We start from the raw sequence: 14,547 nt of genomic DNA, 5'->3' as shown, positions 1-14,547 counted from the left end.
CGGTGGGCCTGTTGTGCTGGGGGGCGGCGAGCCCGGCCGCACAGGAGGACGTGGCAGGAGCCGGAATGGGCTTGCGCCTCAGCGGCTTTGGCACCCTGGCAGCGAGCTATCACGATGCGCAGGACACCCAGTTCCGCGCTCGCGCAGACCAGCGCGAGGGTGCGCAGGCGGGACGGCTCGAGACCGGGATCGATTCCGTGCTGGGGGTGCAGGCCGATGTACAGGTCGACGCACGCTGGTCATCGATGGCGCAGGTCGTGGTGCGCAAGGATGGCAAAGGGGAGTGGGCGCCGCGCCTGAGCTGGGGCTTCGTCAAGTATTCGCCGACACCCGGCCTGGAGTTGCGTGCCGGCCGACTTGGGGTGGACATTTACCTGGATGGCGATTCGCCGCATGTCGGCTATGCCTACACCACGGTGCGCCCTTATACCGACCTGTACGGGCAGCTTAGCTTCGACCGTTTCGATGGCGTTGACCTGCGTGCCAGCGCCGTCGTCGGCGAGGGTGAACTGAGCCTGAAGCTTTATGGCGGGCGCACGCGCGGCGAGGACTACCGGGGCGGCTACCTGTTCCGCCGCGAAGCGTCGACGACCCTGGGGGCGACGCTGCAGTGGGAGTCGACCGCCCTGGCGATGCGGCTGGCCTGGGGCCAGGTGCGCACGCCGGGTGACGGTTTGATGCCGCGCCTGGCCGGTGCGCTGCGTGAGATCGCGCCCTTGCTGCCGCCCGAGCTTGCTGCGCAGGCGGGCACCCGGGCCGCGGAGATGGAGGGGCGCAACAGCAACCTGAGCTATGTCGGGCTCGGCATGACCTGGCGGCATGGCCCCTGGTCGGCCCAGCTGCTCGGGGTCGATGCGAGCATGAACCGCTTTCCGGGCTTCGAGGGCTGGGGCGTGGGGTCGACGCTGGCCTATCGGGCGGGGGCGTGGAAGCCATTCCTGACCTACTCGCGCGGCATGCTTACACCGGGAGCGCGGCCGCTGGCGTTGCCCGCCGACCAGGCCGAGCTTGCGCCAATCCGCGCTGCCTATGCGCTCGCCACCGGGCTGATTGCAAACGACCAGTACGCATGGGGTGTGGGCGTGCGCTATGACCTGATGCCGAATGCGGCACTGAAGCTGCAGCTTGACCGCATCGAGGCCAAACGCTCGTCGATGCTGCTCGATGGCAGCGGTACCAGCGTCGGGCCGCGCGGCGTGAGCGTGTTTACCGCCGCGCTGGATTTCGTCTTTTGAGCGCCGGCATGATCACGCGGCGTCTTGTGTCCATGCTGTTCGGGTCCCTTGCCCTGGCCGGGGCGGTGTTCGCGGACGAACTGGTCGTGATCGCACATCCGGCGAGCGGGGTGGTGGCGCTCGAGCGTACCCAGGTCGTGCACCTCTTTCTCGGGCGCACGCGCGCGCTGCCTTTTGGCGAGCGTGCCACGATCTACGAGGTGGATGCGTATCGCGCGCTTTTCTACCGCCAGCTTGTGCGCCAGGAGATCGCCGAGGTCGATGCCTATTGGGCGCGGCTGCGCTTTTCCGGCCGTACCCAGCCGCCGCAACTGCTCGAGGATGGGGCTGCCGCTGTCGACCGTGTGGCCGCTGAGCCGCATGCGCTCGCCGCGGTGGCGAGCGCCGATATCGATGAGCGCGTCAGGGTGGTGTTCCGCCTGCCGCTGCCGTGATGGGCAAGGGGGTGTGGCCCCTTGCCCATCGGTGCAGGTTCAGCGGCTGGTGAGCTTGAGCTCGATGCGGCGGTTGCGGGCGTAGGCTTCGTCGGTGCTGCGGGCGTCGAGCGGGTGGAACTCGCCGTAGCCGGTGGCGGCCAGGCGTTCCGGTGGAATGCCCTGGCTGCGCAGGAACTTGACGATGGCGAGCGCACGCGCGGTGGACAGCTCCCAGTTCGACGGGAAGCGGGCGGTGGCGATCGGACGACGGTCGGTGTGGCCGTCGACCTGCAACACCCAGGGCAGGTCGGTGGGAATCTCGCTGGCGAGGGTCTTGAGCGTTTCGGCCAGGCGGGTGAGCTGGATCATGCCGTCGGCACTGACCTCGTCGGAGGCGCTGGGGAACAGCACCTCGCTGGAGAACACGAAACGGTCGCCGACGATCTGGATGTCCTTGCGGCTGCCGAGCACGGCCTGCAGGCGGCCGAAGAACTCCGAGCGGTAGCGTGCCAGTTCCTGCACGCGTGCAGCCAGGGCCAGGTTGAGCTCGCGGCCGAGTTCCTCGATCTTGAGATCCTTGTCGCGAGTGGCGGCCTCGGCCGAGGCGAGCGCGGCATTGAGCTGTTCGAGCTGCTCGCGCACGGCGACAAGCTGGCGGTTGAGCAACTCGACCTGGGCGATCGCGGCGGCGGACATCTCCTGCTGTTCCTTGAGGCCGCGCTCGGAAGTGTCGAGCGCGCTGGCAAGGCGTGCGGCCTCGGCTTCGAGCTCGGCCTTGAGACGCTGCAGGGCGGCAATGTCGGTGCTGAGGCGGGCGGCCTCCTCGCGCTGGGCCTTGGCGTCGTCCTGGGCCGCATGAAGCTCGTCGCGCGCGGCGAACAGCTCGGTGGACAGGGCTTCGCGCTCGGCTTCGGTGCTGGCGAGCGAGGCGCTGAGCTCGCCCACCTTGAGATCGGCGCGCGCGCGCGCCGATTGCTCCAGGCTCAAGGTCTGGGCAAGGGTGGCGAGTTCTGCGTTGAGGCGTTCGAGCGCGCGGTCGCGGCCGCTGACGGCGTCGGCGAGCACGAACTGGCCGATGACGAAGATCAGGATCACGAACACCATCACCATCAGTAGCGAGGCGAGGGCATCTACGAAGCCGGGCCAGAAGTCCATCGGCCGGCGGCGGCGGGTCAGCAAGGCCATGTCGTCATTCCGCCCGGTTGCCGCCCTGGCCGCCGAGGGCGGCGCCGATGGTGCGCGACAGCAGGCGCAGCTCGGCGCGCAGGTCTTCGGAGAACTGCGCGCCCTGCGCCGGTTGTTGGGCCACCTGGCGGATCAGCGCGCGCAGGTCGTCCTGGCTGGCCGACAGGTTGGAGAGGTCGCGCGATTCGCGGGTGATGAGGTCGGCGAGGCGGGTGAGCTGGTTGTTGAGCTCGCCCAGGTGCTCGGCCGTGGCGCGGCGCTCGCGTTCGGACTCCGCCGCCGAGCGCTGCATGCGTTCGATGCTCTCGGCGGTCTGCTCGAGCAGGGCCTGTACGTAGGCGGGCACGTTGCCTTCGCCTTCGGCGCCGACGCCGGAGGGTAGCTTGGTCATGTGCGACAGCCATTCCTCGAGCTCGTTGTAGAAGCGGTTCTGGGCGTGGCCGGACTGCAGGTCGAGGAAGCCGACGACGAGCGAGCCGGCGAGGCCGAACAGCGAGGTCGAGAAGCTTGTCGCCATGCCACCCAGGGGTTCGTCGAGCTTGGTCTTGAGGGCTTCGAACATGGCGACCGGGTCGGTGCCGACGCTCATGTTGCCGATGATCTCGCCGATCGAGCGGATGGTGACGAGCAGACCCCAGAAGGTGCCGAGCAGGCCGAGGAAGATGAGCAGGCCGATGAGGTAGCGCGACAGGTCGCGTTGTTCTTCGAGGCGGATCTGCACGCTGTCGAGGATGGAGCGGGTGGAGGTGGGCGACAGGTGGAACTGGCCGCGCTTGCGGGTCGACAGCAGGCGCGCCATGGGGGCGAGCAGCACCGGCTTGAGGCCGCCCGGCGCGGGGCCGGCCTCGCCGTGCTGGAAGTCCTCGATCCACAGCACCTCGCGCTGCAGGCGCCAGACCTGGCGCAGGTTGACCGCGATACCGACGGCGAGCACGAACAGGATGACGCCGTTGAAGGCGGCGTTGGCGACGAAGGCGTGCTTGAGCTGGGGCACGAGCACGGCGGCCAGCGCGGCGACGAGGGCGAGAAAGATGCCCATCCAGGTCGTGACATGGACGGGTTTGGTGAAGGCCTTGCGTTCCATCGAGGGCTTTTCCTGGATGCAGGGCGCCGCGCAGGCGCCCGGTTCGGGTAATCGGGTGCGGGTGAGTCTAGCGCGAATCCTGCAGAATTTGAGGTTTGCGTGCCCGCCTGTGACATGGGTCATTTTTGTCTGTCGCGAGCGGCAGGACAATGGTCAATAAATTTGCCGTTATGACTTAATTTTGATGAACGCGCCAAATATCGCAAGTTCGAGTGTGCCGTTCCAGTCCGTGGGCTGGCGGCGCAGCATCGCCTCGCGGGCCACGGTGCTGATCCTCGTCCTGGGGGCCTTGGTCGGTGTGCTCGTCGGTGCGGCCGGCGCACTCCTGGTGGAGAAGGAGGAGCGTGCGCGACTGGACGCGAAGCTGGGCGAGCAGCTCCTGACCGTGGAGCGCGCGGCCAGCGTGGCGGCCTTTGCACATGACGAACACTTGGCGCGCGAGGTGGTCAGCGGGCTCTTGCACAATCGCAGCATCGCTCGTGCGGCGATCGAGGGCGAGGCTGGCGAGCTTGCCGCCGCCGGGGGCGAGGTGCCGGCGGCCGAGCCCGGGCTGAGCCGGCCGCTGCGCTCGCCCTTTGATGACGCCGAGCTCGTCGGCGTGCTGCGGGTGCATCCCGAGCACGCGGCGATGCATGCCGATGCACGTGCCTATTCGCGTTTCATCGCCCTGCTGCTGGCGGGCATGGTCGTCGTGATCACCTGCGGTGTGGCCTGGGTGGTGAGCCGCCACGTCACGCGGCCGATCCGTACCTTGTCGGACGACCTGCACCGGCTCGACGCCGAGCATGGCGCCTGTCTGGTGACACCGACGGGGCATGGGCGAGACGAGATCGGCCGCCTGGCGGGCGACATCAACGCCTTGATCGAGCGCATGGGCGCGATGATCGCCAGCGAGCGCCGCACGCGCGCGCTGCATGAGGCGGCGGAGCACAAGTGGCACCTGATCTTCGAGAACGCCGAGACCGGTCTGTTCACGCTCGATGCCGATGGCCGTCTGTCGGACTGGAATCCGTGGCTGGCACGCATGTTCGACCTGCCGCTCCATGACGACCATGCCGAGTGCTATCTGCTGGGCGACCAGCTGGCCGACCCGGAGCGGCGCTTCGATGAGATGCGGCACCAGATTGCGCTCGGCGAGCCGGTGCAGGGCGGCGACTTCGAGTGCCGTGTTGCGCTGGGCGGTGTGCGCTGGGTGAATGTGGTCCTGCATCCGCTCGAAGGCCGGGCCGGCATGCTGCAGGGGATCATGAACGATGTTACCGAGCGCCGGCGTGCCGAGGCGCTGGCCCAGGCCCAGGCCGAGCGCGACGTGCTGACCGGGCTGCTCAATCGCCGCGGCGTCGACAAGGCCTATGGCGAGTTGGTGACGCGGCAGGAGGATTGCTCTGGCCTTGCCCTGCTGATGCTGGACCTCGATGGCTTCAAGGCGGTCAACGACGAGCACGGCCACCACGCCGGCGATGCCTTGCTGGCCCTGGTGGCGAGACGCGTGGAGGCGGTGGTACGCAGGACCGATGTGGTGGCGCGCCTGGGCGGCGACGAGTTCGTGGTGCTGCTGACGCGGCTCGATGCGATCTCGACGGCGCGGCTGATCGCCAGCAAGCTGGTGGAGGCGCTGGGCCAGCCCTTCGCGCTCGATGGGGTTTCGCGGGTGACGATCGGGGTCAGCGTCGGGGTGGCCTTCACGCACTGCCCGCCGGCGCAGATCGGCGAACTGCTGCGCCGTGCCGACGGGGCGATGTACGAAGCCAAGCGCGCCGGCAAGTCACAGTACCGCCTGGCCTTGCCGGGCTGAGCAGCACTGACCGCGGCGGCGCGGCCAGTGCTTGTACACGGCGGCGGCCGACTGCAACAATTCAGTACATTCCACAAACAGTTGCGCAAAGGTGGCTTGTCACACTCCATCCTGAACTGACACGGGTGCGGCTTCGCGCCCCGCGGGCAATACACCATAACAAGGTGCCCGCGGCCGGATCAGACAGGACAAAAACCGAAGGAGGAGTGTGGAATGGACGCAGGCAATGGCAGCTCCGATATCCACGGGCAGGGTGCGACAGGTGGGCTGGATACGTTTCCGCGCTACCTGATGCATCACGCGAAGGCTCGGCCGCAGCAGCCGGCGATGCGCGAGAAGGCCTACGGAATCTGGCAGACCTATAGTTGGGCGCAGGTGGCCGAGAATGTGCGGGCGATCGCCTGCGGTCTGGCGCAGCTCGGTTTCAAGCGTGGCGACCGTCTCGCCATCGTTGGCGATAACCGTCCGCGTCTGTACTGGTCGGTTGCGGCCTGCCAGTGCCTGGGTGGCATCCCGGTGATGATGTACCAGGATGCGGTGGCGCAGGAGATGGTCTACGTGCTGCAGGACGCCGAGATCAAGTTCGCCATCGTCGAGGATCAGGAGCAGGTCGACAAGATGCTCGAGATCCAGCCGGAGGCGCCGCTGCTCGAGCATGTGATCTATGACGATGCGCGCGGCATGCGCCACTACACCCAGACCCTGCTGATGGGCCTGGATGAGCTGCAGGAAATGGGGCGTATCCACGACCGCAACCAGTCGGACTTCCTGAACGGGGAGATCGACAAGGGGGCGTCCGACGACATCTCGATCATGCTGTACACCTCGGGTACCACCGGCAAGCCCAAGGGCGTGTGCCAGACCCATGGCGCCTTCATTGCCGCGGCGCGTGGTGGCATGCAGTTCGATCAGCTCACCGATCGCGAGGACATCCTGTCCTACCTGCCGATGGCGTGGGTGGGCGACCACCTGTTCTCGTTCGCGCAGGCGATGGTGGCGGGCTTCACGATCAACTGCCCGGAGTCGGGCGAGACGGTCATGAACGACCTGCGCGAGATCGGGCCCACCTACTACTTCGCACCGCCGCGCGTGTTCGAGAACCTGCTCACCCAGGTGATGATCCGCATGGAGGATGCCAGCGCGCTCAAGCGCAAGTTCTTCAACCATTTCATGGACGTGGCCCGCCGCTGCGGTGCCGACATCCTCGACGGCAAACCGGTCTCGGGCAGTGACCGCTTCCAGTACTGGCTGGGCAATCTGCTGGTGTACGGCCCGCTCAAGAACGTGCTCGGCATGAGCCGTATCCGCGTGGCCTATACCGCGGGCGCGGCGATCGGCCCGGACCTGTTCCGCTTCTACCGTTCGATCGGCATCAACCTGAAGCAGCTCTACGGCCAGACCGAGACCTGCGCCTACGTGTGCCTGCAGCCCGATGGCCAGATCAAGCTGGACTCGGTGGGCAAGCCGGCGCCCTTCGTCGAGGTCAAGCTCGCCGACAACGGCGAGATCCTGGTGAAGGGGCCGATGCTGCTCAAGGCCTACTACAAGCGCCCGGACGCTACGGCCGAGTCGATCAACGCCGAAGGCTACTTCATGACCGGTGATGCCGGCTTCTTCGACGAGGACGGCCACCTCAAGATCATCGACCGTGCCAAGGACGTGGGCAAGATGGCCGACGGCTCGATGTTCGCGCCCAACTACATCGAGAACAAGCTCAAGTTCTTCCAGCACATCAAGGAGGCGGTCACCTTCGGTAACGGCAAGGAGTTCGTCACCGCCTTCATCAACATCGACCTCGAGGCGGTGGGCAACTGGGCCGAGAAGAAGGGCATGGCCTACTCGGGTTACGCCGACCTCGCCCAGCAGTCGGCGGTGTACGACCTGATCCGCGATGGCATCGAGAAGGTCAACGCCGACCTGGCGAGCGACCCCAACATGAGCGGCTCGCAGATCAAGCGTTTCCTGATCCTGCACAAGGAGCTCGATGCGGATGACGGCGAACTCACGCGCACGCGCAAGGTGCGGCGCAACTTCATCGCCGAGAAGTACGGTGAGCTGATCGAAGCCATGTTCGAAGGCAGGAAGAGCCAGTTCATCGAGACCCAGGTCAAGTACGAAGACGGCCGCACGGCCAAGGTGTCTGCCGATCTGCGCATCGAGGAGGTCAAGACCTTCGCGCAGCAGGCCGGCAAGCGGGCCGCGTGAGGAGAGACGAGATAATGACGAATGCCAGCAATGCCGCACCTGCCGCCGCCCAGGGCGGCCGCAAGTTCGGCGACGTGATCCTCGACCTGCAGAACATCTCGCTGCGCTTCGGGGGGGTGAAGGCGCTGACCGACATCAGCTTCAACATCCGCGAGCACGAGGTCCGCGCCATCATCGGCCCCAACGGCGCGGGCAAGAGCTCGATGCTGAACGTGATCAACGGGGTGTACCACCCCCAGGAAGGCAAGATCATGTTCCGCGGCCAGGAGCGCAAGAAGATGGAGCCGCACATGGCGGCCAAGCAGGGTATCGCGCGCACCTTCCAGAACATTGCGTTGTTCAAGGGCATGAGCGTGCTCGACAACATCATGACCGGGCGCAACCTGCGCATGAAGTGCAACCTCTTCCAGCAGGCGCTGTGGATCGGCGCAGCGCGTAACGAGGAGATCGCACACCGCGAGAAGGTCGAGGAGATCGTCGACTTCCTCGAGATCCAGCACATCCGCAAGACCGCGGTGGGGGCGCTGCCCTACGGCCTGCAAAAGCGCGTCGACCTCGGTCGCGCGCTGGCGATGGAGCCGGAGATCCTGCTCCTGGATGAGCCGATGGCGGGCATGAACGTGGAGGAGAAGCAGGACATGTGCCGCTTCATCCTCGACATCAGCGACCAGTTCGGCACCACGATCGTGCTCATCGAGCACGACATGGGGGTGGTGATGGACATTTCGGACCGCGTGGTCGTCCTCGACTACGGCAAGAAGATCGGTGACGGCACGCCCGACGAGGTGCGCAACAACCAGGACGTCATCAACGCCTATCTGGGCAGCGGTCACTGAGCGGAGCGGGACATGGGATTCTTTATCGAAACGATGTTGGGCGGCCTGATGACCGGCATGCTGTATTCGCTGGTCGCGCTGGGCTTCGTGCTCATCTTCAAGGCCTCCGGGGTGTTCAACTTTGCCCAGGGGGCGATGGTGCTGGTCGCCGCGCTGGCGATGGCGCGCTTTTCCGAGTGGTCGAACGCGGCGCTGGGCGGCGACAGCCTGTTCCTGGCCAACGTGATCGGCATCATCGGTGCGGGTATCGTGATGTTCGCGGTGGCGTGGACGGTCGAGCGCTTCGTACTGCGCAAGCTGGTCAACCAGGAAGGGGCGACCCTGCTGATGGTGACCCTGGGTATCGCCTACGTGCTCGAGGGCCTGGGCCAGACCTTCTTCGGCAGCGAGATCTACTCGATCAACGTTGGCATGCCGAAGGACCCGGTGATCATGTTCGAGGGCCTCATCGAAGGCGGCGTCATGATCAACAAGGAAGACTTCATCGCTGCGTTGCTGGCGGCGGTGCTGGTCGGCGGCCTGACCGTCTTCTTCCAGAAGACCTCGGTGGGCCGGGCGCTGCGTGCGGTGGCCGATGACCACCAGGCGGCGCAGTCGGTGGGCATCCCGCTCAACAAGACCTGGGTGATCGTGTGGTGCGTGGCCGGCCTGGTGGCGCTGGTGGCGGGCATCATCTGGGGCTCGAAGATGGGCGTGCAGTTCTCCCTCGTCACCGTGGCGCTGCGTGCGCTGCCGGTGGTGATCCTCGGCGGCCTGACTTCGGTGCCGGGTGCGATCGTCGGCGGCCTGATCATCGGTGTCGGCGAGAAGCTGTCCGAGGTCTATCTCGGACCCTACGTCGGCGGCGGCATCGAAATCTGGTTCGCCTACGTGATGGCACTCATCGTGCTGCTGTTCCGGCCCCAGGGTCTGTTCGGCGAAAAGATCATCAACCGCGTCTGACGGGGAGATAGAACAGTGATTTATCGTGAGAATGGCCAGTTCAAGACGAGCTACCTGGCCGACCAGCAGATCTTCACGATCGCCCAGGACAAGTGGTTCGTCCTCGGTCTGATCGCCTTCGCAGCCATCGGCGTGCCTTTCCTCGCCGACGAGTACCTGTTCCGCGCGGTGCTCATCCCCTTCCTGGTGCTGGCGCTGGCGGCGCTGGGGGTGAACCTGCTGGTGGGTTACTGCGGCCAGATCACCCTGGGGGCGGGTGCCTTCATGGCGATCGGTGCCTACGCAGCCTATAACTTCATGGTGCGGGTCGATGGCATGCCGCTGGTGCTGGCGATGCTGCTCGGCGGTGTGGCGGCAGCGGGCTTCGGCATCCTGTTCGGCATCCCCAGCCTGCGGGTGCGCGGCCTGTACCTGGCAGTGGCGACGCTGGCCGCGCAGTTCCTGTGCGACTGGGCCTTCCTGCGCATCGGCTGGTTCACCAACAACTCGGCCTCGGGCTCGGTGTCGGTGGCCAAGCTCGAAGCCTTCGGCTGGGTGATCAACACGCCGGTGGAGAAGTACCTGTTCTGCCTGATCTTCGTGGTGGTGTTCGCGCTGCTGGCCAAGAACATGACCCGCGCCAGCATCGGCCGCCAGTGGATGGCGATCCGCGACATGGACGTGGCCGCCGAGGTGATCGGCATCCGCCCGATGTACGCCAAGCTGTCGGCGTTCGCGGTGAGCTCGTTCTTCATCGGTGTGGCGGGTGCGCTGTGGGGCTTCGTGCACCTGGGTTCGTGGGAGCCGGCGGCGTTCTCGGTCGATCGCTCGTTCCAGTTGCTGTTCATGGTCATCATCGGCGGCATGGGCTCGATCATGGGCAGCTTCTTCGGCGCCGCCTTCATCGTGATCCTGCCGATCTTCCTCAACCAGTTCCTGCCCTTCCTCGGCGGCCTGGTGGGGGTGACGGTGTCGACTGCCGGTATCTCGCACGCCGAGTTCATCATCTTCGGTTCGCTGATCATCTTCTTCCTGATCGTCGAGCCCCATGGCCTCGCCCGCCTGTGGTCGATCGCCAAGCAGAAGCTGCGCCTGTGGCCGTTCCCGCACTGATGCAGCACACTTTTCGCAGTGCCCATGAAGCATAAATAAGGAGGAGACTCATGAAATTCCGTTCCCTGGCCCTCGCGGCCGCCATCGCCTCGGTGGGCCTGTCGTCCGCCGTGTTCACCCCCGCGGCCCACGCCCAGGCAGCCGAGCAGTACTTCCCGATCCTGGTGTATCGCACCGGCGCCTATGCCGCCAACGGCAACCCGTGGGCAAACGGCTACGTCGATTACCTGAAGCTGGTCAACGCCAAGGGCGGCATCAATGGCGTCAAGGTGTCGTTCGAGGAGTGCGAGACGGGTTACGCCACCGACCGCGGCGTGGAGTGCTACGAGCGCCTGAAGGGCAAGGGCGCGACGGTGTTCCAGCCGCTGTCGACCGGCATCACCTTCGCGCTCACCGAGAAGGCCCCGGTGGACAAGATCCCGCTGATCACCGCCGGCTACGGCCGCAGCGAGTCGCAGGACGGCTCGGTGTTCACCTGGAACTTCCCGCTGCTGGGCACCTACTGGGTGGCGGCCGACGTCGCCATCCAGCACATCGGCAAGGCCTACGGCGGCGTCGATAACCTGAAGGGCAAGAAGATCGCGCTGGTCTATCACGACAGCCCGTTCGGCAAGGAGCCGATCCCGCTGCTGCAGGAGCGCGCCAAGATGCACGGCTTCGACCTGCAACTGCTGCCGGTTGCCCACCCGGGCGTGGAGCAGAAGGCGACCTGGCTGCAGATCCGCCGCGACCGTCCGGACCACGTGCTGCTGTGGGGCTGGGGCGTGATGAACTCGACCTCGCTCAAGGAAGCGCAGGCCACCGGCTATCCGCGCGACAAGATGCTCGGCGTGTGGTGGGCGGGTGCCGAGCCGGACGTCAAGGACGTCGGCGCCGGCGCCAAGGGCTACAGCGCGCTCACCCTGCAGCACGGTGCAGAGCCGAACTCCAAGGTGGTCAAGGACATCCTCGCCATGGTGCATGACAAGGGCCAGGGCACCGGTCCGAAGGACGAAGTCGGTTCCGTGCTGTACATGCGCGGCCTGATCTCGGCCATGTTGGGGGTCGAAGGCGTTGCCGCCGCCCAGGAGCGCTACGGCAAGGGCAAGGTCATGACCGGCGAGCAGGTGCGCTGGGGCCTGGAGAACCTCAATCTCGACCAGGACAAGCTCGACGGCATGGGCTTTGCCGGCGTGATGCGCCCGGTGCAGACCTCCTGCACCGACCACATGGGTGCATCGTGGGTTCGCGTCCACACCTGGGACGGCAACAAGTGGGAGTTCAGCTCCGACTGGTACCAGGCCGACGACAAGGTCCTGCGCCCGATGGTGCTCGACGCGGCGAGCAAGTACGCCGCGGAGAAGAACATCCAGCGCCGTACCGCCGAGCAGTGCGCGCAGTAAGTTGAAACGTGCCTCCGCACCTGCGGGTGCGGAGGCCTTTCCGTGGAATCGAAGATGAACGCTCCCAATTCAGCCTTCCTCAGCGTCAACAACATCGAGGTGATCTACAACCACGTGATCCTCGTCCTGAAGGGTGTCTCGCTGTCGGTGCAGGAGGGCAGCATCGTTGCGCTCCTGGGTGGCAACGGCGCCGGCAAGACGACCACGTTGCGCGCGGTCAGCAACCTGCTCAAGGGCGAGCGCGGCGACGTGACCAAGGGTTCGGTGGAGTACAAGGGCGAGCGCGTCGAGGCCCTGACCCCGGCCGATCTCGTCAAGCGTGGGGTGGTGCAGGTCATGGAGGGTCGCCACTGCTTCGGCCACCTGACCATCGAGGAGAACCTGCGTACCGGCGCCTATACCCGCACCGACGGCAAGGCCGCGGTCGAGGAGACCCTGGAAAAGGTCTACAACTATTTCCCACGCCTGAAGACGCGCCGCAACAGCCAGGCGGCCTATACCTCGGGCGGCGAACAGCAGATGTGCGCGATCGGTCGTGCGCTGATGGCCAAGCCCAAGCTGGTGCTGCTCGACGAGCCGTCGATGGGCCTTGCGCCGCTGATTGTGGAAGAAGTGTTCGAGATCGTGAAGGATCTCAACACCAAGGAAAGGGTGAGCTTCCTGCTCGCCGAACAGAACACCATGGTGGCCCTGCGCTATGCGGACTTCGGCTACATCATGGAGAACGGCCGCATCGTGATGGAAGGCGCAGCCAAGGACCTGGCGACCAACGAGGACGTCAAGGAGTTCTACCTCGGCCTGTCCGGCGAGGGTCGCAAGAGCTTCCGCGACATCAAGCACTATCGCCGCCGCAAGCGCTGGCTGAGCTGAGCCTGCGGGCGACGCACTTCCTCCATACCGGATCGCGCAAGGATGCCGACATGACTTTTTACGACGATCGCGAAACGCTGCCCGCGGACGCTCGCGAGCGTGCGCTGCTCGCACGCCTCCCCGGCCAGATCGCCCACGCGCGGGCGAGCGCGCCCGCCTTTTCCCGCCTGCTCGAGGATGTTGACCCGGACACCATCATCAGCCGCGAGGCCCTGGCGACGCTGCCGGTGACGCGCAAGTCCGAACTGCTGGAGCAGCAGAAGGCGGCGCGGCCCTTCGGCGGCTTTGCGGCGGTTGGCTGGGGGGCGGCGTGCCGACGCGTGTTTGCCTCGCCCGGCCCCTTGTACGAGCCCGAAGGCGCCCGGCCCGACTACTACCGGCTCGCGCGCGCATTGCACGCGGCGGGCTTCCGCGCGGGCGACCTGGTGCATAACACCTTTTCGTACCACTTCACGCCTGCCGGTTCGATGATGGAGACGGCCGCCCATGCGCTGGGGTGCACGGTGTTTCCGGCCGGGGTGGGGCAGACCGAGCAGCAACTGGCGGCGATTGTCGACCTGCAGCCCAATGCCTACGTGGGCACGCCGTCCTTCCTGCGCATCTTGCTCGAGAAGGCGGACGAGGCCGGCCTGCGGCCGTCCTTCACCAAGGCCTTCGTGTCGGGTGAAGCCTTTCCGCCGAGCGTGCGCGACGCTTTCGCGGCGCGTGGCATCCAGGCCTACCAGGCATATGCGACCGCCGACATCGGCCTGATCGCCTACGAGACGCCGGCACGCGAGGGCCTGGTGGTCGACGAGGATATCCTGCTCGAGATCGTGCGTCCGGGGACGGGGGATCCGGTGCCCGAGGGCGAGGTTGGCGAGGTCGTTGTGACCACCTTCAACCCCGATTACCCGCTGATCCGTTTTGGTACCGGCGACCTTTCGGCCGTGCTGCCGGGTGCGTCGCCTTGCGGACGCACCAATCTGCGCATCAAGGGCTGGATGGGGCGCGCCGACCAGACGACCAAGGTCAAGGGCATGTTCGTCCATCCGGGGCAGATCGCCGATGTGGTGCGCCGCCACGCCGAGATTCGCCGTGCCCGTCTGGTGGTGGATAACCCCGATCTCAACGACCGCATGACCCTCATGTGCGAGGTGGCCGGTGGTGGCAGCGAAGCGCTCGCAGCCGCCGTGGCCAGCAGCATTCGCGAGCTCACCAAGCTGCGTGGCGAGGTCGCCTTCCTGCCCTCCGGCGCGCTCGCCAACGACGGCAAGGTCATCGACGACGTGCGCGTCTACAACTGACACGGTTGGCTGGCCCCCGTGTCAGAGCGGCGCCAGCCGCGAGCTTTTTGCCGTCCCGGCCAGCGCTCATCGCCTTCAGCCCCTCGCGGCTCGCGCCGCTCCTACGGGGGGCGAGGCGTGTGAGGGGTGCCGTAGGAGCGGCGCCAGCCGCGAGCTTTTCGTCGTCCCGGCCAGCGCTCATCGCCTTCAACCCCTCGCGGCTTGCGCCGCTCCTACGGG

Annotated in this window: 12 protein-coding genes; 10 read left to right on the top strand and 2 right to left on the bottom strand. The window is 66.4% G+C overall.

Features of this window, described 5'->3' with window-relative positions; genetic code table 11:
* The first annotated feature begins 65 nt into the window (after nt 1-65).
* Both LQF09_RS15425 and LQF09_RS15420 read left to right on the top strand, forming a co-directional pair.
* Entirely contained in the window at nt 66-1,235 is a 1,170-nt protein-coding gene (locus LQF09_RS15425) for a signal protein (protein WP_270068352.1), read from the top strand.
* Nucleotides 1,236-1,243: 8 nt separating this feature from the next.
* Nucleotides 1,244-1,669, top strand: a complete 426-nt coding sequence (locus LQF09_RS15420) for a hypothetical protein (protein ID WP_270068351.1) — start codon at nt 1,244-1,246, stop codon at nt 1,667-1,669.
* Between the two features lie 39 nt (nt 1,670-1,708).
* On the opposite strand, the gene LQF09_RS15415 is transcribed toward LQF09_RS15420, so the two are convergent.
* Nucleotides 1,709-2,836 (bottom strand): peptidoglycan -binding protein, encoded by a 1,128-nt coding sequence (locus LQF09_RS15415; protein WP_002932898.1) that lies wholly within the window; start codon nt 2,834-2,836, stop codon nt 1,709-1,711.
* Nucleotides 2,837-2,840: 4 nt separating this feature from the next.
* Entirely contained in the window at nt 2,841-3,920 is a 1,080-nt protein-coding gene (locus LQF09_RS15410) for a hypothetical protein (RefSeq protein ID WP_002944803.1), read from the bottom strand.
* Nucleotides 3,921-4,104: 184 nt separating this feature from the next.
* Here LQF09_RS15410 and LQF09_RS15405 point away from each other — a divergent pair, with 184 nt between their 5' ends.
* The 8 genes from LQF09_RS15405 (at nt 4,105) to LQF09_RS15370 (ending at nt 14,328) form a co-directional block, all read left to right on the top strand.
* A complete protein-coding gene (locus LQF09_RS15405) occupies nt 4,105-5,715 on the top strand; it encodes a diguanylate cyclase domain-containing protein (RefSeq protein WP_270068350.1) in 1,611 nt (536 codons plus the stop codon).
* 213 nt (nt 5,716-5,928) lie between these two features.
* A complete protein-coding gene (locus LQF09_RS15400) occupies nt 5,929-7,920 on the top strand; it encodes an AMP-dependent synthetase/ligase (protein WP_270068349.1) in 1,992 nt (663 codons plus the stop codon).
* 14 nt (nt 7,921-7,934) lie between these two features.
* Entirely contained in the window at nt 7,935-8,756 is an 822-nt protein-coding gene (locus LQF09_RS15395; protein WP_002932911.1) for an ABC transporter ATP-binding protein, read from the top strand.
* A 12-nt stretch (nt 8,757-8,768) separates the two neighbouring features.
* Nucleotides 8,769-9,698: a branched-chain amino acid ABC transporter permease gene (locus tag LQF09_RS15390; protein WP_002932924.1), complete on the top strand. Its 930-nt coding sequence runs from the start codon at nt 8,769-8,771 to the stop codon at nt 9,696-9,698.
* A gap of 15 nt (nt 9,699-9,713) precedes the next feature.
* Nucleotides 9,714-10,790, top strand: a complete 1,077-nt coding sequence (locus LQF09_RS15385; RefSeq protein ID WP_002932926.1) for a branched-chain amino acid ABC transporter permease — start codon at nt 9,714-9,716, stop codon at nt 10,788-10,790.
* A 50-nt stretch (nt 10,791-10,840) separates the two neighbouring features.
* Nucleotides 10,841-12,172: an ABC transporter substrate-binding protein gene (locus tag LQF09_RS15380; RefSeq protein WP_002932928.1), complete on the top strand. Its 1,332-nt coding sequence runs from the start codon at nt 10,841-10,843 to the stop codon at nt 12,170-12,172.
* Between the two features lie 54 nt (nt 12,173-12,226).
* Nucleotides 12,227-13,042 (top strand): ABC transporter ATP-binding protein, encoded by an 816-nt coding sequence (locus LQF09_RS15375; protein ID WP_002944813.1) that lies wholly within the window; start codon nt 12,227-12,229, stop codon nt 13,040-13,042.
* Nucleotides 13,043-13,092: 50 nt separating this feature from the next.
* Nucleotides 13,093-14,328, top strand: a complete 1,236-nt coding sequence (locus tag LQF09_RS15370; RefSeq protein ID WP_270068348.1) for a phenylacetate--CoA ligase family protein — start codon at nt 13,093-13,095, stop codon at nt 14,326-14,328.
* Nucleotides 14,329-14,547 lie beyond the last annotated feature (219 nt).

It is taken from the genome of Thauera sp. WB-2 (assembly GCF_027594845.1).
In the GTDB taxonomy this organism is placed as follows: Bacteria; Pseudomonadota; Gammaproteobacteria; order Burkholderiales; family Rhodocyclaceae; genus Thauera; species Thauera mechernichensis.
This window is presented reverse-complemented; position numbering and strand designations above follow the sequence as displayed.